Origin of the sequence: Clostridium boliviensis, from assembly GCF_033342255.1 — a bacterium.
Taxonomy (GTDB): domain Bacteria; phylum Bacillota; class Clostridia; order Lachnospirales; family Lachnospiraceae; genus Lacrimispora; species Lacrimispora boliviensis.
In genome coordinates this window covers 59,742-79,121 of sequence record NZ_JAWONS010000109.1, presented here as the reverse complement: position 1 = coordinate 79,121, position 19,380 = coordinate 59,742, and the positions used below count along the sequence as shown (strand labels likewise).

Below are 19,380 nucleotides of genomic sequence, written 5' to 3'. Positions count from 1 at the left end.
CTTATGTTCCTGCATGTGAAATATCCAAATAGATATGAACTAATTGTTTAATATTTTCATTCAAATCATATGATTTGTGTTTTAATGTCTTTCTGCAACGCTCACTGTCTCTGCATCTGTTTTGTTCTCTGTTTTTTATATCCTCAATTGCACGGCACCAGGGTGACATGTTTCCTAACGGCAGATACTTGATTAATCCCATATCCGCTTCCTCTGGCACTGCATCTGAAGCAATGCATGGCAATCCCCCGGCCTGTGCCTCTAACAGCACCATTCCAAGCCCCTCCCACTTAGAAGGAAAAACGAAGCAGTCCATGGCATTTAACAGATTTTCCACATTCTTATGCTCGCCCAGCAGCATGACATGTTCCTCCAGACCCAGATCTGAGATTAATTGTTCCAGATCTGGACGCAATGCCCCTTCTCCGATACAAATCAGCTTACTATCCGGCTCATGGTCGTGAAATTCCTTAAAAACCCTGACAAGATACTCATGATTTTTCTGTTCATTAATCCGGCCTATGTGCCCGATTACAAATTGATTTTCCAACCCCAGTTCTTTTCTGTATAAATTTCTTTTTAATTCATCAAAACAAAATACTTCCGTATCAATGGCATTATTTAAAACAGTATAAGATCTGCCTTTATACAGCCAGTTCCCCGCTTCTTCACTACAGGCAAGTCTGATTGTGCTCAATCTGTAAAACAACGGAAGCAGCAGACTGTTTAACAGAAGGTTGCTGCAGGTTGTGTTATGGCAATGCACAATCCGTCTTTTAATGCCGCAGTTCTTTGCTAACATAAGTTCAGGCAGCATCATGGCACTGTTTCCATGAATATGAACGCAATCAAAATGTCCGTTTTTTAAAAGCAGCTTTAATTGTTTAAAATATATCCTGGAATCAGACCTTCTGCTGGCCAGCCTGTAATAAACAAGACCTGCCTGTTTCATTTCTTCCTCCAGTTCCGGATGAAGATCAAATACCGCATATTGGATTTCCAGCCTGGGACTGTTGATCCGAAAGCAATAATTTCGAATAACGCAGGCAATTCCCTGATAGGTAAATGGCGTTGTATTAATTACTAAAACCCGCAAACAGAGCCCTCCTTCTAATTCACACTTTTCAGTATTTGAACAAGCTTTCCAGGCAGAAGTGCTTTCAGTCTTTCCTTCATGCAGACTCCCACCTTTAGATTTTCAATAAATTTTTCGTCCTGGATTCTCTCATAAAAACGATCCCTACCTTTGGGTCTGCCTGTGGGATGCTGCAAGTTCCCCTGCTTTGGTAGAATTGCTTCCAGATCGGTATCTATTACACTGGCCTGTCCTTTCACGTGCTCAAATAATTTATTTCCCTGCATAGAATTGATTAAAACAGCCGAAACGCCTGCTGCCGATGCAAACCCGGGATTACTTTTTTCCACTCCCCAGAAGTCCCCCACAGTAATATCACCAACCCGGTCTGTACTGGCATAGCTGCATTCATAGCAGCACTCCCTGTAACAATCTCCATTTATAAAGTGCTTTCCATATTTATCGAGAGTAAGGAGGTTTGTATCTGTTTTGCTCTTTGTCTTTAATAGATACTGGGTACCCCAGCCCCGTTTTTCTTTTGATCGGAAATTATAATATACCAGCTTCTCCCCCAGCCTTTTCTCCTGATACTCAAAATACTTTCTTAAAAATTCCGGGGAAGGGACCCCGTGGCAGATAAGATCCAGAGTAAACAGATTATCATAGGATCTGCCTCCCAGATACTGATACAGTCCGGCAATCTGACAGGGTGTACCTGTAAACAGAATTAACCTCCCCTGATCCAGTTCATGCTTTGCTGATTGATAGCAGTCATTTACATCTGACTGGACATATTTTGATGACTGTAAACGATATAATTCCTCTTCCTTATCCACTTTTATGTGCTTTACTTCCAGCTGCCCCGTATAAGCACATCCATAGACACTGCCTCCTGCCCCAATGACAAAGCGGGCAAATAAGTCTGAAGCACCTCCGGAAGCGGATTGTAACAAATGCTTTTTATCATTATTTTTCAATCCTAATACCCGGACCGGTCTGCGCCCCTGAGGCTTAAAATCAAAAACCGGACATTTTCTTAAGCACAGGTTGCATCCGGTGCACCGCGTCTCATCTACGGACGGATATAAAAAGCCTTCCTGATCCGGCTTTAAACGTATGCATTTATGAGGACAGGACTGTTCACAGCTTCTGCAGCCAACACATGCCTTCCCGATTTTCATTATATTATCCATGCCTGTCCTCACTATAACAACCAGTCTGCTTCTTCAGATAATCCAGGGTTTTCAACCGCTCCGCATCTATAATCTTATCCACCTCTGTGTAATCAATTGCTCTTTTCAAAACTGTTTCAATCTCATTGGCAGCTTTAGCCACCCGGTCAGATAGTCCTGTCCTCTCAAGCAGATCACTGAGCTTTTCCTCATTTCCATAGGAATTACCTTTACTCTTACAGATAATCGTTACAAATTTTCTCTTTGTTATCATGGAGAATATGGTTCCATGAAAGGTATCTGTAATGACAGCTTCCGCATTCAGAAAATATGCCAGCACCTCAAACGGGGAACAATCGATAAAATGATCCGCACATCTGTGGATTCCGCCAAAGGAATATACCTTCAGCCCTTTCTTTTTTGCGTAAGCCGAAATCCAGTCATTTATTTCTCCTGAGATTCTTCCGGAATATGCGTAAAGAATCAGATACCGTTCCTTTGTCTTTATTTGGGGAATCAGCCTGCACTCCCCTATGTAGTCATACGCCAGAACAGGATCCAGATGATATTCCGGTTTTACACCCGATAATTCACTTACAATAATGCCTGAGTTTTTGTCACGAACCGATATCCCATCAAATCTCTTTAAAAACCAGCCGATTTCCTGATCCTTGTGGTACTGTTTTAATTTTTCCATTGTTGTATTTCCAAAAGAAGCCGCATAGGTTAATATTTTTTTTGCCCTATTGTTTTTTCCAAACAATTCTAAAGAATAACCAACATTTGGATTGGACTGAATACAATTAAAAACCTCATCACTGCCAATCACCAGTGCATCTAATTCCGGCAGGTAATTCATGACCGGTGTAATTCCAAGGATAGGAAGATACTTTCCGGCAAACCTCTTTTTATATAAAACAAACTGAATCCGATGCTTCCATGATGCATCATACTGAAATGCATTCAACACCTTTTGGACTTTAAAAAACAAACCCGGCTTTTGAAATTGTGACTGGGCAATTAAAGGTTTTTCTATGTGATAATCCACAAACTCCACGTTATGCCCTGACTTCTCCAGAAGCATCTTTAACCCGTAAGCCTGTAAAAAAGAGCCGTAATTAACAATTCTCTGCATGGATAAAATTCCTACTTTTGCCATCGGTCAGTCTCCTGGTCTTTTCTAAACAATCCCTTAACAAGCAGTTCAATCTGTTTATTGAATGCCCCGTTATTACTCATAATGCCTGCCGGTATACTGGTAATCATACTGTCATAGTTTACAATCACATCTGCAAGCTCCAGGATATCATAAACAGGAATGATGTTTCCGTATCTCTCCTTAACTGCTTTTGTAAACTCCACCTGGTGATCGTTTACATGCTCATGGAATTCATATTGCCTCGGCACCACCACCGGAATCTTACCGATCTGAAGCGGCATGATAAAACTGGCGGGACCGCCATGGGTGATTACGATATGTGCACGCTCAACATTTTTCACCATGTCGTCATAAGGAAGCAGCTTATGCCACTCACAATGCCGGGGTTCATAGGAGCTGTAACCGGTCTGAATGATCACATCCTCCAGAATGATCCCAGTTTCTTTTAATCTGTCAATTTCTTCAAGCAGCCTGTTAAATGGCTGTTCATGTGTTCCAACCGTCGCAAAAATCATTCATCTTCCCCCTGTAAATATTTAAAATATGCTCCCCAGGTTAATTGCCTTTTTATATATTTTTTTCATCTCCTCCCACTGGACAATAAATTTATCCGTGATAGGATATACCAGTTTACCAGTTATCGTAGACTTATCGATCCGGTCATAAACCTCAATATAAATCAGCCTTGCCCCGAACAGCTTTCCTATATAGAAAAACGGAACTGCTACAGCCGCTCCCGAAGAGATGATGATATCCGGCTTTTCTTTCCGGATGGTCTGAAAGGCAAGCCGCGTATTAATAAGCAATGCTTTTAAGCTGCGATTCGTAGGATAATAACAGGATATTATCTTTTCATCCTTTAACAGACTTTTTGCATCGTCTTTATTAAAGGTAACCCAAAACCGCTCTTTGTCCTGCCAAAATGATTTCAGCATATATAGATGAGTCAGATGACCCCCTGATGATCCCACAAGGCAAATTTTCATAGTTTCGTTTCTCATTTTCCCACCTCCCGTCTGACATCAGTCTCTTCTATATAAATCTCTTGTATAAACCTTTTCCGCCACATCATCCAATAGAGAATCATAGCGGTTTGCAATGACTGCGTTGCTCATCTTCTTAAATTTGGCCAGGTCATTTACAATCATACTGCCAAAAAAGATGCTGCCATCTTTAAGCGTCGGCTCGTAAATCACCACTACCGCTCCTTTTGCCCGGATGCGCTTCATGACTCCCTGAATACTGCTTTGACGGAAATTATCAGAATCAGCCTTCATTGTCAGCCGGAATACTCCGATCACAACCCGCCTCTCTTTCCCTGCATCAAATCCCGTATTATCTGAGTATGTATAATACCCGGCCTTTTGTAGAACCCGGTCTGCAATAAAGTCTTTCCTGGTTTTGTTTGCTTCCACAATTGCACTCATGAGATTCTGGGGCACAGTGTAGTAATTAGCCAGCAGCTGTTTCGTATCCTTGGGCAGACAATAACCGCCGTAACCAAAGGAGGGATTATTATAGTAATTGCCGATTCTCGGATCCAGACCCACTCCCTCTATGATGTCCCGGGTATTCAATCCCCTCATCTCAGCATAGGTATCTAATTCATTGAAGTAGCTGACTCTGAGAGCCAGATATGTATTGGCAAACAGCTTCACGGCTTCCGCTTCCGTTAAATCGGTTAAAAGTATGGGAATATTGTCTTTGACTGCTCCCTCTGCCAGTAATCCGGCAAAGGTTTCTGCCGCTTTCTTAAGTCTTTTGTCAGCCTTTGGCGCACCCACTATAATCCGGGAAGGATACAGATTGTCGTAGAGTGCCCGTCCTTCTCTTAAAAACTCAGGACTGAAAATAATATTCTCACAGTTATATTTTTCTCTTATAGATTTTGTATACCCCACAGGAACTGTGGATTTAATCACCATAATTGCATCCGGATTCGTCTTTATGACCAGCTCCACTACTGATTCCACTGAACTGGTATCAAAATAATTCTTTACCGGATCATAATTGGTGGGAGTGGAGATAATAACGAAATCAGCATCCCTGTATGCAGCAGCTCCGTCTGTTGTCGCTGTTAAATTCAGATTTCCTGCAGCCAGATATTCCTCAATCTCTTTATCTATAATCGGGGATATCCTGTTATTGATGAAAGCAACCTTTTCTTCTAAAATATCTACCGCTTTTACTTCATTGTTCTGTGCCAGTAAAATTGCATTGGATAACCCCACATACCCTGTACCGGCAACTGCTATTTTATACATCTTGTGCACCTCCATTTATCTGGCATTATTTAACTCTGTAGATTTCCACCAGCCCGGTTATTCCAGAACCATCTCATTGTTTGATACAGATCTGCACTGTACTGCCCTTCCTCTATCAGACGAGTGATCTGATTTTTCACCTCTTCTTTATCTTCCTGATAGGTAACACCAAACCATTTGTCATTGGTTTTTAAAACCGCCACCTTCGCCTTTCCCCGTTTTATTAAGTCATCCATCAGTACTGGAAGTAAATACTCTTTCTTTTTTTCATTATCATTTATGCTTTTCAGAAAATAAATAAATCCGGCTTCCAGTTCTGTAAAAAATCCGGGAGTCATCCCCCACATATTCATAGACACCAGATTATCAACAGATAAAATCATCTGCTTTCCGCTTTCATCCTCACCTTTTACCGTTTTGTCTGCCTGCTTCTTAATATGAAATGTTTCAGTCACAGACGACAGATTTCCTCCTTCATCCACTGAGCAGACACCTCTCGTCACCTCACCATTAGGGCTTAACGTATTGCCCAGCATGAAACCTGCCATACAAAAGCTTAAGGGTATTGCCTCTTCATGGGTAACCAGATAATCGTGTATTTTAACAAAAGCCTCTTTGCCGTAATAATCATCCGCATTAATGACTACAAACGGCTCCTTGAGGATTCCTTTGCACGCCAGTACAGCCTGTCCTGTTCCCCATGGTTTTTCTCTTCCTTCCGGCAGGAAAAACCCCTCCGGCAAATCGTCCAGTTCCTGAAAAACATATTCTACAGGTGCCAGTTTTTCAATTCTTTTGCCAATTACCTCCTTGAATTCTTTTTCAATACTTTTCCGGATAATAAAAACAATTTTATTAAAACCTGCTTCCAGGGCATCAAAAATGGAATAATCCATAATGATTTCTCCAGTTGGTCCAACCGCCTCCAGCTGTTTGATTCCCTTTCCATACCTGCTTCCGATTCCTGCTGCCATAATTACAACTGCTGTATCTCTCATTTTTACCCTTCCTTCCATTTATTCAGCTCCCCTGTGAAGCAAAACTACGATTACGGTCTGACTCAGAATCCGTAAATCTGACCAGATGGACCAGTGATCAATATAGTTTAAATCCAGTCTTACTACCTCTTCAAAATCCTGAATATCGCTTCTGCCGGTCACCTGCCACAAGCCGGTAATTCCCGGCTTCAGGCTCAGCCTGCGTTTATGGTGCTCCTCATACTTCACAAATTCATCCATGGTGGGCGGTCTGGTCCCCACCAGGCTCATATCTCCTTTCAGAACGTTAAAAAACTGGGGAAACTCATCAATGCTGGTTTTTCTGATAAACTTACCTACCTTTGTAATCCTTGGGTCATCTTTTAGTTTGAACATGAGACCATTCATCTGGTTTTTGCTCATCAGCTCCTTTTTTCTTTCTTCTGCATCCATATACATGGAACGGAACTTATAAATTGAAAAGAGCCTTCCGTTTCTCCCTACCCTGGTCTGCTTAAATATGACCGGACCAGGCGATTCCATATAGATAGCAGGCGCAACGAAAATCCCCAAAATTACTGTAAAAAGCATTCCGGTTACTCCACCCAGGATATCCACAAAACGTTTCAGAAATAATTCCGTTGGTTCAAACGCCCTGGTACAATAGGTAAGGACCCGTTCTCCTCCAAAATTATCAATCACCTTCTCTCTTTCACTGAGACCAAATGTATTTACAGTTACATGGGCTACAATTCCAAGTGTTTCAAGACGGCAGATTAAATTGTTTAAGTACGTCCTGCTGTTCTCCGGTATACTAATCAAAGCTTCATCCACTACCTGCTTTTTTAAATACTCTGCAACACTGTCCGAGCTGATATCCATATAAATTCCATTCTCATCCTTTTTCACCAGATAGAGCTTTGTCTTTGCTTCTTCTGAGTTCTGGTCAGCCTCCACAATTGCTACAGCCACCACATCGCAGTCATATGGCATTGAATTTACATAATGATTCATCACCTTTAATTCATTGCTTCTATTGGCATAAACCAGCAGCTTTTTTCGGTTTTCCGGCTTATGGTAATGGGAGATCAGTAAATATTTACAGTACAGTCTTCCAAGAACCATGCAAAAATAATTGAAGAAGAAAAATAACAGATAAAAAGCCCTTGAAGACCGCCCCCCCAGCTTTGAAAGATACAAGATGAACGCCAGTACAAGGGCTATGTACATATTGACCAGAAATATATTTTTAAGTTCATTCCACAGGGAACGTTCCATGAGAGGCTTACCATACTGGTAAAACATGACCACAGTTAAATATGCAAAGGTTACAGGAACTGCACCATACCAGCGCCCGATTATAAATTCTGCTGACTGCAGGGAAGCAAATTTTGCAAGCATTGCCAGAACGTAGGAACATACAATGGCTGCAAAATCTATGAATACATAAAACATCCGGTTTTTACTCAGCATGTGTCCACCGTCCCATCTTCCTTGTTCCGTTTACTGACTTTCCTTTCCCCCACAAAATCAGCAGTGCATAACTTCCAATGATAAGAAGAACTTCATATGCAAGAATATCCCAGTGGTACTCAGACTGAACCAATATCTGCTGAGGCTTTATTTTGCTGTAAATCTGAACTGCTGACCAGGCCATTACTCCTATAACCGCCGCTGCCATGATCCAGTATCTGATCTTTCTGCCCATAAGCTCACCCTCCTTAATCAATCGCGTTATTATTCATTCTCCTGGTGTTCATCCTCATATTTTCCGTACTTTTTGTATTTTCCATAGTACCTGCCGCTCTCCATATCGACATTATTCAAAATCACTCCAAGCATACGGCATCCGCTTTTCTCCAACTGATTTTTTATCTTCTGTTCCACTCGGTAGCTGACCTTTCCGCTTTCAATAACAAGTACTGCACCGTCACAGTGGTTGGCGATGATTGCTCCGTCAATTAAATTCATCATGGGAGGTGTGTCAATGATAATATAGTCATATTCTGCTCTTGCCGCCTCAATCAGCAGAGCAAACATGGGTTCCTCCAAAAGCTCTGCCGGATTAGGAGAATAAGGTCCGGAAAATATAATATTTAAGTTTTTCAAATTTGTTTCATATATAATCTCTTCTTTATTTTTCTGTCCACTGAGAAATTGAGATAATCCATTCACCTCCTTATCAAGCTGATATCTGGAAACCATAACCGATTTTCTGATATCTGCATCAATTAAAAGAACATTCTTACCAATTTGAGCAAGAGAAGATGCCAGGGAAAAAGTCATACTGGATTTCCCTTCATTTGGAAATGCACTTTCCAGCATAATGACCTTTATATTACTGCCGCAAAATTGGATATTGGTTCTTAACGTCTTAATCGCTTCCTCAAAGTTATAATTTCCTTTCTTTAGATTTTCCAGCTTTACTGAATTTCTCATGTTTACCAATCCCCTTCTTCCAGAATTTTTTTGTTTTTTTGTCAGCAGAACCTTCCCGGTTGGGAACAGCAGCAAGTACTGTCAGCCCCAGATAACGCTCCACATCCTCTTCGGTGCGAATGGTATCATCTATTAGTACTCCGGCTGTCAGAACCGCTAAAACAAAGAACATACCGGCCGCAGCCCCAATCATGGCATTTTTTTTGTTATCAGGTCCTGTCTTGACCGATGGTACTTCTCCTTCTTCAAAAATTTTAGGCTGCACCATTTCCATCATGTCACCAATATAATCTGATGCAGTCGTTGCAATCTCGTCTACGATTTTTTTTGCCTGTTCTGGGTCCTTATCCTGGACTGCCAGTGTCAGTATACGGGTGTCTGTCGGATTGGCTACACTGATTTTTTTCTTTAAATCTTTATAAGACATGTCAAGTCCCAGTGAATTTACTACCTCTTCCATGACCGGACGGCTGGTTATCATGATTTTATAGTCCTTTGTCAGCTGGGTGCCAACCTGTAAATCAGCCAGTGAAGTCATTGAAGATTCCTTTGAAAGGACATAAAGCATAGCTGTAGATGTATATTGGGGCGTTAAAACATATCTGCTGTAAGCTCCTGCACCAATGCCAGATAAGAAGGTTATAAGAAGAATCAGCCACAGCTTTCCCTTTAATTTGTAAAACAATTCCAATAAATCAATTTGAATTTCCTGGTTATCATCCATGTTATTTGTTCTCATTTCTACTCCTGTTATTATTCTTTTTTGTCAGTATATTCAGGGCGTAATTGCCTGTCAGATTTTGATACATTTCCAGACTGCAGTTTTTTTTAATCCATACCAATGCTTTCTCTATCTCAGGTGTCCTTTCATTCATGTGATGCATATCAGTTCCCAGCATATGTATATTCCCCTCCTGTATCTGAAGCCTGCACCAGCGTACCTGTCTTTTAAAACGGCTTCCGGCAATACTGCAGTAATTCATCTGCATGATACATCCGGAATTGATCAGCTCTTTCACCCTTCCTTTCTCGCGCAGGCAAGTGTAACGCTCCATATGGGCAAGTATGGGAATATAACGGGCTAATATTATTTTCCGAAGGCTCTGGAACATTCTGGAGTAGGGAACCAAAGGTGGAAACTCGATCAATACATAATGACTCCCGCACATGGTAAGCGCCCTTCTTTCTTTCAGATCCTGCAGGATATCTTCACAATACAGAATTTCCTGTCCCAGATATAAATTGAAACATTTATCTATTTTACGGGCTTCCCACTGCAGTCTTCTGCTTAATTCCATAATCTGTTTTGGATCTTGACCCCTTTTATAATGAGGAGTAACTATAATCTTTCGTATCCCCTGGCTATAAGCCATCTTAAGCATGGCCTTCGCCTCTTCCATATCGGCAGCCCCATCATCTAGTCCGGGAAGAACATGCGCATGAATATCAATGATTTCCTGCATCTCATCACTCCTTACTGTTACAGTTAATAATCAGCGCCGGTTTTAGTTACAAAAAAACTCTATTTAAGTAACATAATGTAAATTATGTTACTTAAACAGAGTAAATTTTTCCATATTGGGAGAAAATGGTATGTTTTTAGGGTAATAAAAAAGCATGAATTTAGATTTTCATGCCTTGGCTAATACCATACCTGGTTTTGATTACGATTTTATACCATTATCTACCAATTTTTATAAAAAATTCTAAGTTCTCTCTTGTAATTTATCAGAATATGTATTATATTATGAATGTAGTGATAATTTAATTCGGTATTACCTCACTATTGTAAACATAATTTACATTATGATCTTCATTTTTACTGTAATCATATACTAATCCCAGCTTTGATATAAGTTTCTGATGTTCTTCCCCTGTTGTTGCCGTGTAAATGCGGGTGGTTTCAATGCTGGAATGGCCAAGAACTTCCGCCAGACGTAATAAATTCTTTTCCAGGCGATAAAAAACAAAGGCAAATAAGTGACGCAGATTATGAGGAAATACTTTTTTCTCATCCACATTTGCCTTATGACAGAGACCTTTCATTTTTTTCCAGATAATCGTACGATTAATCGGAGAATTTGTTTTAGAAACAAATATAGGACCAGCTTCTATTTTCTGTGAAACACAATAAGTTTTCAATAATTTAATAAGCTGTTTGGGTATGAATATAACCCTTACTTTACCTTTATTGTTAATCTGTGCATATCCTGTTTTTAATGATTGCACAGTAATAAACTGCAGTTCACTGACTCTTATCCCAGTACTGCATATGGTCTGCATCAAAAGACTCAGCTGAATATCCCCTGATTCTTTTGCAGTTACGATCAGATTTTCATATTCTTTTTTCGTCAGACATGTCTCCTTTTTACAAAATAATGTCTTTTGAACTTTAAACTGACGAACTCTGCACTCAAACCATCCGGCATATTCCAAAAAACGATTTAAAGCAACGATCATAGAATTCGCACTTGATACCTGATAATTATTTTTTAAGTATTCCTTATATTCAATTACCATTCTTTTCTCAATCACTTTATCTCCTGATAAGAAATTATAAAACTTCTTTAGATCCCTTTTGTATTTCTCTATTGTTAATTTTGCCTTCTCTTCTTCATATAAATAATCTTCATACTGTTTCATAAGTTCTAATGTCAATATTCTCTCCATGTCTTCTCCTTAGTTTGTATTAAAATTATTTTAATCTATACTATATAAACGAATCAGACATAAATTGATAACACTTTTCCCTATAAACATTTCATAAACTCACCATTAATAAAATATAAATATTTTCTATTCTTTGCAATTACCATAGAAAAAGCTCCCTTCTGAAATGAATTATTTATCTAATTCAATCCCAAAAAGAAGCCTTTATTACTCTACCTTCTTTTTTTATCTTTTACAATTTTTATTATAACTTCTGCAACTATTATAACAACCAGAACAAAAATCATATTCCAAAATTCTGATCTGATAACGTTTATCCATGTAGCATGTGTTGATACTTTTGTTCCAATTATTATTGATGCAAAAATTAATACATACCCCAGATAATCAATTATTTTTAATATTATTTTTTTCATTTAATTTATTATTTCGCATAATTTTCAAAATAACCGGATACTGTCTCACCAACTCCATTCCGATATACCGTAGCAGTAATAGTCAGCCGATAAGTATAACCTCTTGACACGTAATATCTGCCATCAAAGATCAGTCTGTTACCCGCTACGTTTAAGTTTTTCCACGTCTTTACAGTGGTGTAGGATCCGTTAGAATTTTTTCTTGACAATACCGCGGTGCCCGTTATATTCTTCACATCTGACCAGCCTTGTACACAGGCGCCGCAAATAGCCTTGCTTCCAGAAAAAGAAAGGTTGATATCAATAGAAGAAGTGTTGGCCCACTGGATTGACGGTTGACCTAAAGTGTTAACCGGCACATAGGAATATTGGGTTGAGGCTAACGCATCCTTTCCCATCAGGAAACAGGACATGACGAGACACATAATAAAGGTACTTTTTTTCAATTTTACAAACATAATCTTCCTCCTTTTTTTTTAAAATAATACCCTCTATTATATAAACGTCATAGTTTAAAAATGATAACACTTTTTTGAAAAATAATTCAATTATTTTTCCATACTCCTGCCAATGCGGATTAATTCATCACTATTTATTTTAGATGTCAGTTCAAAAACAACATCCCGTGATTTCCAGAGAAGAACATTATAATTGTCATCCTTTACTGTTTTAAATAAATATGCTGTATTACCAGAAATATCGACTTCTGTATAATTTGTATTTTCATTGTCAATCAATGCCGTTCCATCTTCCGCCTTTCTCTGCTTTAATACAATCTCTGTCTCTGATTCATCGGAATATACCAGCAAAGCAGAATTTCCATAAAGTTCCTCTGATATTTTTTTATAGCCTTCCGGCAAATATGATGGCCTGAAAATATCCATTTGCTGTTCGTCATCTTTAGAATCCTCATACTGGATTTGTGTATATTTTCCAAACTGATTAACAAAAGCATTCAGTATTACATTTCTGGTTGCTTCAACGCTGAGCAGTGTGGCAGACGACAGAACAATAATTACAATAAAGCATGCTGCTGTTTTATGGTTACTTTTAATGAAAGACCTTATTTTAGATTTCATCTTGTGTTTAGATATTAACTTTTCTATCCGTTTGTCCAACTCCACGGACGTTGGAAATTCCTCATTTAATTCTTTATTGGAGGGCAATGCATCCATTTCATCTCTCAGCGCATCAGATATGGCTGCTTTTAGCAGCGAATCAAACAATTCTTTATTTCTATTTTCACTGGTCACTGTAAACTCCCTCCTTTTTCAATTCCTTCTTCAGAGCTTTACGTGCCCTGCTAAGGCGCATTTTAGCATTCTCCGTACTGATACCCAGTATTTTGCTTATTTCATCAAATGAACAATCAAATTCTATTTTCAGATATAAAATATCCGAATAACTTTTTTTAAGATTACTAATACAGCATTTTATTTTATCACAGGCTTCCTTAACTGAAAAGTTATCAAAAGCTGGATCTTCATAACTTAATCCATAATCATCTTCTTCCAATGGTACTATTTGTTTCTTCTTTTGTTTTCGGAGCATATCAATCGCAACGTTTCTCACTATAATAACGACGAATCCCCTGGTTTGGTAACAGTCTACTATATTAATTTTTTCCAGATTATCAATTATTTTTATAAATGCTTCTGATACCGCATCTTCTGCAAGATGCACTTCATTTAAGATGGTGTTGGCTATGTAAAGCATTGTTCCACTGTAAAGTTCATAAATTTCGGTTACTTTATCCCGATCTCGTTCATTTTCAAGCGTCATTATGAAAGCAAGCAACGTTTTTTCCTCCTTGGCATGTAACCATGTATTAGATCTGATATATGAAGTAAATTATACTATACTTTCTATTTTCCAACCATACCCAAAATCAAACCGGACCTGAGGCTGTAATTTTAGACCTTAATGAATTAGTTGTTATCAAAAAAAGAGCCGATAACCGCAGTTTCATTTATGCGAGTTATCGTGCTCTTTGATTACTTACATATTTAATTTAATCTATTACATTTCATCAACAGCAGTTTTACCGGCAATCCGTCCAAAGGTAAAGATATCCGTTAATGCATTACCGCCAAGACGGTTACCTGCATGGATACCTCCAGCTACTTCTCCTGCAGCATAAAGATGTTTAATTGGCAGGCCATTTTCGTCTAATACATGGGCGTTTGCATCGATCTTAAGTCCACCCATGGTATGATGAACGGCTGGCTTCCTGGGGGTTGCATAGAACGGAGCTTTCTCTACTTTCAGGCTGAATGTATCCTTATGGAACTCCGGATCAAATCCAGCATCTACATAGGAATTATATTTATTAATGGTATCTAAAAGTACGGCTGGCTCCATACCAACTTTTACCGCCAGTTCTTCTAAGGTATCGGCTCTAAATAAGGTACCTGCTTCCACCTGACGATCTAACTTTTCCTGACTTGTATTGGCTGCAGTTTTCTTAATCTCATCATCTGCTATCAGGTAGAATAAGCCACCCTGATCAATGGCAGCTTTTGTTAAAACATCACGGCCTGAGAATTCATTTACAAAACGTCTGCCTTCTTTGTTAACAATTACAAAGTTTTCCGGTGGTACCTGAACTCCACTGAACAGTTCTCCCGTATCCGGATCGGCAACAGGCATCATCTGAGTGAATCCCATACCAGTCAGCGCTGCTCCTACTGTTTTACCAAGCTGGATTCCATCTCCTGTCATGGCGAAGGAATTGGTGGTTCTGATATTATCGTCAATATAACTCCAATAGGTGTTATATTCTTTTAACATCTTTGTATTAGCACCAAACCCGCCGCTTGCAAGTACAACTGCTTTAGCACGAACTGTGATCTTCTGGCCGTTGACACCAGTTGCTATCACTCCTGCAATCTCACCATCCTCGATGATAAATTCTTTAACAGGACTGTCAGTAATAATCTTTCCTGATTTCTCCTCAACATATTTTTTAAGAGAAAGGATAAATGCGGTACCATAGCTTTTAACCGGTTTATGACCGCGGCGCCAAAGAGCACCAACCGGTGCAAATACGATGCTCTTATCATACTCAACACCGATCTCTTCCAGCCATTTTACACTTTCTAAGGCTCTGTCTGTCAGAATTTTGACCAGATCGTACTGCCCATAGATGGTGCTGCCGTTTAAGTCAGTTCGTTTTCCACCGAAATAAGTCTGCATTCTGTGAAGAAGGGGGGAATCAAATAAATGACCTTTTCCAGTGCCGAATTCTTTCTGGTAATCAGAAAACTCTTTTTTAAGTGCACGGAAATCATCTAAATATTCTGGGTGAATCTGGCTCTCATCAGTATCCAGCAATGACTCAATAGTATGTCTCTCTCCTGGATTTTCATCAAACTGCCTCTGCCACTCAGGATCTGCCGCATTGACAGGACCACCGGAACGTATGGTATTTCCACCTACTGCCGGATATTTTTCGAGAACAATAACGCTGGAACCGTTCTGCAATGCAGTTGCAGCCGCACTGAGTCCTGCTCCGCCTCCGCCTACAACTACTACATCACAGGTATACTCTTCGTCCTGTCTGTTTCGGCTGCTGGCAGGTTTTGGACGTCTCTTAAGAATATCAGGGTTGACTCCGGCAAGCTTCACTGCTTTGGCAACACCATCGATAACGCCATTGCTGGTTTCTGATGCACCAGAAAGCGCATCTACATTCAGAGTCTGTCCTTCAATGATTTTATCCGGGATTCTTACAAATACAACATCTGCAATTCCTTCTGTTTCGCCCTTTGTATCTATATTTATGCTTTCGATACGTTTTTCACTAAAGGATACCTTCATTGGAAGATTTCCGCTGTGACCGATAGCATTTACTTCATATTCACCTGGTGTAAAGCTAAACTCCTCTTCCTCATTAAGCTGATTTGCAATTTTAGCAAAACGCATAAAGCGCAGGAAGCAGATATCCAGGAAATCAATGGTTCCCTCATTCTTTAAGTTACCGGCGTCATCAAATGCCTTGCTTGCACTTCCCAGTAAGAATTCATATCCAGGCATAACGCTGGCATCCACTCCGGGTGCATCCAGAATCTGACGAAGATGCAGCTGGGCACGGGAGGAACCCTGGGTTCCTAAAGATGCGCCAACGATCATTACCGGTTTTCCTGCAAGGGGATGAAGATCAAAGCTCAGCCACTCAATCAGGCTTTTCAGTCCAGAGGGGATGGAATGATTGTATTCAGGAGTTGCCATAATAACACCGTCACTCTCTGTAATCTTATCATTAAACATCTGTATCACTTCACCGTAGGACTGATTATCGGATTGGTTAAACATGGGAACATCTGTAATCTCAAGTATTTCAATATCTGCTTTTGATTCAAAATGTTTTTTCATAAACTGAAGGAGTTTACGATTATAAGATTTTTTTGCATTGGTTCCAACAATTGCTATAAATTTCATTGTTAATAATCCTCCTACTCTTGCCAGGTGTATTTTTTCTCTTTTTTACTAAGAGTTTTCTTTTCCAAAAGTTTCACTGTGATATCTGTAAACAGAACAAACTCCCTGAAAATTTCATCAAGTTCTGAAAGCTTATCTGTATAAATGAGATTACCTCCATTATCGAATGCACCCTGCGATTTTCCTAAAAGGAACTCACTGCTTGGCATAATTCTGGCAGCAAGCTCAGGGGAATCAAGTATCTGTCGTAGATGTGCCTGTGCTCTGGAAGAGCCAAGGGTACCATGAGATGCTCCTACGATTAAAACAGGCTTATCCGTAAGTGCCTGAGTTGTGTAACTAATCCATTCAAGAGCGCTCTTTAAAACAGCAGGTATGGCATGATCATACTCTGGGGTTGCCATAATTACTCCATCAGCTTTCAATATTTTATCAGATAACTCTGCTACCTTTTCCGGAACTTCTGAATCCTCAGGCTCCATAAAAGCAGGTAAATCCTTAATTTCATATAGTTCTATTTCTGCCTCGCCAGCAAAATGCTTTTGCATAAACTGAAGCAGCATACGATTAGTTGACACATCAGAATTCGTGCCTACGATTGCTAAATATTTCATAGTAATCTCCTTCCTGTACATTAAGCTTTCACAGTTAATTTATGTGTTTGATATAACTTTAACATATTATGTACACATTATCTAATAGTAATTTATTGAAGTTTAATAACAAATTTGTTATAATCAAAAACAGACCTTAAAGTTTATCATATTTCAAAGGAAGGAATGAAATGTCAAAAATCGGCTCTCAGGAGATTCTGTATTATATTGATGCCATTTTAAAATACAGCAATTATGGCAAGGCTGCTAAATCTCTTTATATCTCTCAACCCTATCTGACCCAGGTCATTAAACGGGTGGAAAGCCAGTTAAACTGCGAACTGATTACCCGCAGCAAGCTGCCATACCGGTTAACCGAGCAGGGGAAGATCTATTATCAATATTTAACTTCATTAGAAAATAACTACGCAAAGCTGCTTCGAGATATATCCGATGTATCAGATATCGATCGGACGGTCATAAAGATAGGCGTTCTGCCCAGCCTTGGCACCTACCTTTTACCTCTTTTTTTACCAGATTTTCTGGATAAGCATCCAAACTGCAGAATCGAACTTACAGAAGTTTTACCTGAAAAATGTGAGAGACTCACTCAAAATAATGAATTGGATTTTTGGATTGGACAAAATTCCAGGAATATCTCACCAAATTTAAACTCAGTGAGCTGGGGCAGACACAGATACCGGGCAGTGATCCCCCGGTGCTGCGATCTTTATCAGAAAGATTCCTCCATTATACAAGAAGGTTCCATCGATATAAGTAAAATATTATGTCAAAAGCTGGTGCTGACTTCCAAAGGCTCTGCTATCAGAAAACAGATCGACCAATTATTAAACATTTATAAGGTGGAACCCAACATCATAATGGAAAGCACAGAGATAAATACTATACTTAAGCTTTCCACGAGCAATATGGGACTGACCATTATACCAGAAAGCGTCTATCTGAAAGAATGCCCCTCTGAGTATAATATATACCCAATTCCCATTGATGAGTTGAGTTTAGATTATTTTATAGCATATCACAATGAACGAACACTGACCGGTATTGATAATGACTTATTAGATGCTTTCCTAACACATGCAGAAAATGATACAGGAGACTGAAATGACTGAGTATACAAAAATTATATATCTTATGGGGACAAAGATCTCCCTCTATTTAAAGACGGAAGGTGCCCAAATTCTTGCAGACAAGGCAGAAGCCATGCTGATTCGTTATAATGAAATTTTTAGTGCTAACAGTGATCACTCACAGCTGGCCTCATTAAAAAAATCGGCTGCAATTGCTCCGCAACAGGTAGATGAAGAGCTGTATGAACTGATAAAAATAGGAAAAGCTCATAGTCTAAGCGAAAATTCCTATTTAAATATCGCAATAGGTCCCTTAATCAAGTTATGGAGAATCGGATTTGATGAGGCACACATACCGGAAAAAGAAGCAATCGAGAACGTTCTTGCGCTTTTAAAACCTGAAAATATACAGCTGGACGACGATAATAAAACTGTATATCTCTTAAAAAGTGGCATGGAGATAGATCTTGGAGCAATAGCGAAGGGGTATTTTGCTGATAAAGTGATGGAATTCTTTAAAGATAACGGAGCTGTCTCCGCTATGGTGGATATGGGAGGCAATGTTTTGGTTTATGGAGAATCCCCTTCCGAAGGCGGCGGCTGGAAAGTCGGAATACAAAATCCGTTTTTGCCCAGAGGCAACGTGGCGGCACTTGTGAGCATAAGAGACCAATCCGTTGTAACATCAGGAATCTATGAGAGAGTACTTGAAAAAGAAGGCAGCAAATACCACCACATCTTTAACAGCCGGACAGGCTTACCCATCGATAATAACATCGCATCTTTAACAGTGATAGCTGACCGGTCGCTGGACTGCGATATCTATACGACTAAATTTTTTGGATTAGATGCTGCATCAATAATCCGTAAAGTTAACACAATGAATGATCTGGGTGCGGTTGTAATCACTGTGGATGGAAAACTGGCCTGTACAGATAATCTTATAGGGAGAATTCATCCAGTATTAAAGTAATATTTCAAAGAATAAGGTGGTATTTATTACTGTTCCGTTTTTCAATATTCCATATGTTGTAAATTTGTGATAGGATATAGATTAATAGCAGAATTTATAAGTTCAGAAATC

Annotated in this window: 21 protein-coding genes; 2 read left to right on the top strand and 19 right to left on the bottom strand. The window is 39.4% G+C overall.

The genetic code is table 11. From position 1 onward, the window contains the following. Position 1: 1 nt before the first annotated feature. The 19 genes from RZO55_RS06885 to RZO55_RS06795 form a co-directional block, all read right to left on the bottom strand. On the bottom strand, positions 2–1,096 hold the full coding sequence (locus RZO55_RS06885; protein WP_318063543.1) for a glycosyltransferase: 1,095 nt from the start codon (positions 1,094–1,096) through the stop codon (positions 2–4). 14 nt (positions 1,097–1,110) lie between these two features. Beyond that, the gene (locus RZO55_RS06880) at positions 1,111–2,268 is read right to left on the bottom strand and encodes a Coenzyme F420 hydrogenase/dehydrogenase, beta subunit C-terminal domain (RefSeq protein ID WP_318063542.1); all 1,158 of its coding nucleotides are present in this window, start codon (positions 2,266–2,268) and stop codon (positions 1,111–1,113) included. Beyond that, positions 2,261–3,406 carry a polysaccharide pyruvyl transferase family protein gene (locus tag RZO55_RS06875; RefSeq protein WP_318063541.1) on the bottom strand — a complete coding sequence of 382 codons (1,146 nt, stop codon included), beginning with the start codon at positions 3,404–3,406 and terminating at the stop codon, positions 2,261–2,263. Before RZO55_RS06875 ends, RZO55_RS06880 begins: the two co-directional genes overlap by 8 nt. Next, a complete protein-coding gene (locus tag RZO55_RS06870) occupies positions 3,394–3,921 on the bottom strand; it encodes a glycosyltransferase (RefSeq protein ID WP_318063540.1) in 528 nt (175 codons plus the stop codon). Before RZO55_RS06870 ends, RZO55_RS06875 begins: the two co-directional genes overlap by 13 nt. A 21-nt stretch (positions 3,922–3,942) precedes the next feature. Then, positions 3,943–4,407, bottom strand: coding sequence for a PssD/Cps14F family polysaccharide biosynthesis glycosyltransferase (gene pssD / locus RZO55_RS06865; RefSeq protein ID WP_330400771.1), 465 nt, complete (start codon positions 4,405–4,407; stop codon positions 3,943–3,945). Between the two features lie 21 nt (positions 4,408–4,428). Further along, the gene (locus tag RZO55_RS06860; RefSeq protein WP_318063539.1) at positions 4,429–5,670 is read right to left on the bottom strand and encodes a nucleotide sugar dehydrogenase; all 1,242 of its coding nucleotides are present in this window, start codon (positions 5,668–5,670) and stop codon (positions 4,429–4,431) included. Positions 5,671–5,699: 29 nt separating this feature from the next. Next, a complete protein-coding gene (locus RZO55_RS06855; RefSeq protein ID WP_318063538.1) occupies positions 5,700–6,668 on the bottom strand; it encodes a nucleotidyltransferase family protein in 969 nt (322 codons plus the stop codon). 18 nt (positions 6,669–6,686) lie between these two features. Continuing rightward, positions 6,687–8,120: a sugar transferase gene (locus RZO55_RS06850; protein WP_318063537.1), complete on the bottom strand. Its 1,434-nt coding sequence runs from the start codon at positions 8,118–8,120 to the stop codon at positions 6,687–6,689. Further along, positions 8,110–8,355, bottom strand: coding sequence for a hypothetical protein (locus tag RZO55_RS06845; protein WP_318063536.1), 246 nt, complete (start codon positions 8,353–8,355; stop codon positions 8,110–8,112). Before RZO55_RS06845 ends, RZO55_RS06850 begins: the two co-directional genes overlap by 11 nt. A 29-nt stretch (positions 8,356–8,384) precedes the next feature. Continuing rightward, positions 8,385–9,086: a CpsD/CapB family tyrosine-protein kinase gene (locus tag RZO55_RS06840; protein ID WP_318063535.1), complete on the bottom strand. Its 702-nt coding sequence runs from the start codon at positions 9,084–9,086 to the stop codon at positions 8,385–8,387. Continuing rightward, positions 9,040–9,825: a YveK family protein gene (locus RZO55_RS06835; RefSeq protein ID WP_318063534.1), complete on the bottom strand. Its 786-nt coding sequence runs from the start codon at positions 9,823–9,825 to the stop codon at positions 9,040–9,042. Before RZO55_RS06835 ends, RZO55_RS06840 begins: the two co-directional genes overlap by 47 nt. After that, positions 9,812–10,549 (bottom strand): CpsB/CapC family capsule biosynthesis tyrosine phosphatase, encoded by a 738-nt coding sequence (locus RZO55_RS06830; RefSeq protein ID WP_318063533.1) that lies wholly within the window; start codon positions 10,547–10,549, stop codon positions 9,812–9,814. Before RZO55_RS06830 ends, RZO55_RS06835 begins: the two co-directional genes overlap by 14 nt. Positions 10,550–10,850: 301 nt before the next feature. Beyond that, positions 10,851–11,756, bottom strand: a complete 906-nt coding sequence (locus tag RZO55_RS06825; protein WP_318063532.1) for a tyrosine-type recombinase/integrase — start codon at positions 11,754–11,756, stop codon at positions 10,851–10,853. 212 nt (positions 11,757–11,968) lie between these two features. Further along, positions 11,969–12,172: a hypothetical protein gene (locus RZO55_RS06820; RefSeq protein ID WP_318063531.1), complete on the bottom strand. Its 204-nt coding sequence runs from the start codon at positions 12,170–12,172 to the stop codon at positions 11,969–11,971. A gap of 8 nt (positions 12,173–12,180) precedes the next feature. Next, entirely contained in the window at positions 12,181–12,630 is a 450-nt protein-coding gene (locus RZO55_RS06815) for a hypothetical protein (RefSeq protein WP_318063530.1), read from the bottom strand. 90 nt (positions 12,631–12,720) lie between these two features. After that, positions 12,721–13,425: a DUF4367 domain-containing protein gene (locus RZO55_RS06810; RefSeq protein WP_318063529.1), complete on the bottom strand. Its 705-nt coding sequence runs from the start codon at positions 13,423–13,425 to the stop codon at positions 12,721–12,723. Continuing rightward, positions 13,415–13,969, bottom strand: a complete 555-nt coding sequence (locus RZO55_RS06805; protein ID WP_318063528.1) for an RNA polymerase sigma factor — start codon at positions 13,967–13,969, stop codon at positions 13,415–13,417. Before RZO55_RS06805 ends, RZO55_RS06810 begins: the two co-directional genes overlap by 11 nt. Positions 13,970–14,191: 222 nt before the next feature. Continuing rightward, positions 14,192–16,612, bottom strand: a complete 2,421-nt coding sequence (locus RZO55_RS06800) for a flavocytochrome c (protein ID WP_318063527.1) — start codon at positions 16,610–16,612, stop codon at positions 14,192–14,194. 14 nt (positions 16,613–16,626) lie between these two features. Then, entirely contained in the window at positions 16,627–17,226 is a 600-nt protein-coding gene (locus RZO55_RS06795) for an NADPH-dependent FMN reductase (RefSeq protein WP_318063526.1), read from the bottom strand. Positions 17,227–17,396: 170 nt separating this feature from the next. Between RZO55_RS06795 and RZO55_RS06790 the strand changes: the two genes are divergently transcribed. After that, positions 17,397–18,329, top strand: a complete 933-nt coding sequence (locus RZO55_RS06790) for a LysR family transcriptional regulator (RefSeq protein ID WP_318063525.1) — start codon at positions 17,397–17,399, stop codon at positions 18,327–18,329. A 1-nt stretch (position 18,330) separates the two neighbouring features. After that, a complete protein-coding gene (locus tag RZO55_RS06785) occupies positions 18,331–19,269 on the top strand; it encodes an FAD:protein FMN transferase (RefSeq protein ID WP_318063524.1) in 939 nt (312 codons plus the stop codon). Positions 19,270–19,380: the final 111 nt, after the last annotated feature.

What these genes read in the sequence shown, in the direction of transcription:
- RZO55_RS06880 (WP_318063542.1), bottom strand. Translation starts at nt 2,268, where the DNA reads ATGGATAATATAATGAAAATCGGGAAGGCATGTGTTGGCTGCAGAAGC.
- RZO55_RS06875 (WP_318063541.1), bottom strand. Translation starts at nt 3,406, where the DNA reads ATGGCAAAAGTAGGAATTTTATCCATGCAGAGAATTGTTAATTACGGC.
- RZO55_RS06870 (WP_318063540.1), bottom strand. Translation starts at nt 3,921, where the DNA reads ATGATTTTTGCGACGGTTGGAACACATGAACAGCCATTTAACAGGCTG.
- pssD (WP_330400771.1), bottom strand. Translation starts at nt 4,407, where the DNA reads ATGAGAAACGAAACTATGAAAATTTGCCTTGTGGGATCATCAGGGGGT.
- RZO55_RS06860 (WP_318063539.1), bottom strand. Translation starts at nt 5,670, where the DNA reads ATGTATAAAATAGCAGTTGCCGGTACAGGGTATGTGGGGTTATCCAAT.
- RZO55_RS06855 (WP_318063538.1), bottom strand. Translation starts at nt 6,668, where the DNA reads ATGAGAGATACAGCAGTTGTAATTATGGCAGCAGGAATCGGAAGCAGG.
- RZO55_RS06850 (WP_318063537.1), bottom strand. Translation starts at nt 8,120, where the DNA reads ATGCTGAGTAAAAACCGGATGTTTTATGTATTCATAGATTTTGCAGCC.
- RZO55_RS06845 (WP_318063536.1), bottom strand. Translation starts at nt 8,355, where the DNA reads ATGGGCAGAAAGATCAGATACTGGATCATGGCAGCGGCGGTTATAGGA.
- RZO55_RS06840 (WP_318063535.1), bottom strand. Translation starts at nt 9,086, where the DNA reads ATGAGAAATTCAGTAAAGCTGGAAAATCTAAAGAAAGGAAATTATAAC.
- RZO55_RS06835 (WP_318063534.1), bottom strand. Translation starts at nt 9,825, where the DNA reads ATGAGAACAAATAACATGGATGATAACCAGGAAATTCAAATTGATTTA.
- RZO55_RS06830 (WP_318063533.1), bottom strand. Translation starts at nt 10,549, where the DNA reads ATGCAGGAAATCATTGATATTCATGCGCATGTTCTTCCCGGACTAGAT.
- RZO55_RS06825 (WP_318063532.1), bottom strand. Translation starts at nt 11,756, where the DNA reads ATGGAGAGAATATTGACATTAGAACTTATGAAACAGTATGAAGATTAT.
- RZO55_RS06820 (WP_318063531.1), bottom strand. Translation starts at nt 12,172, where the DNA reads ATGAAAAAAATAATATTAAAAATAATTGATTATCTGGGGTATGTATTA.
- RZO55_RS06815 (WP_318063530.1), bottom strand. Translation starts at nt 12,630, where the DNA reads ATGTTTGTAAAATTGAAAAAAAGTACCTTTATTATGTGTCTCGTCATG.
- RZO55_RS06800 (WP_318063527.1), bottom strand. Translation starts at nt 16,612, where the DNA reads ATGAAATTTATAGCAATTGTTGGAACCAATGCAAAAAAATCTTATAAT.
- RZO55_RS06795 (WP_318063526.1), bottom strand. Translation starts at nt 17,226, where the DNA reads ATGAAATATTTAGCAATCGTAGGCACGAATTCTGATGTGTCAACTAAT.
- RZO55_RS06790 (WP_318063525.1), top strand. Translation starts at nt 17,397, where the DNA reads ATGTCAAAAATCGGCTCTCAGGAGATTCTGTATTATATTGATGCCATT.
- RZO55_RS06785 (WP_318063524.1), top strand. Translation starts at nt 18,331, where the DNA reads ATGACTGAGTATACAAAAATTATATATCTTATGGGGACAAAGATCTCC.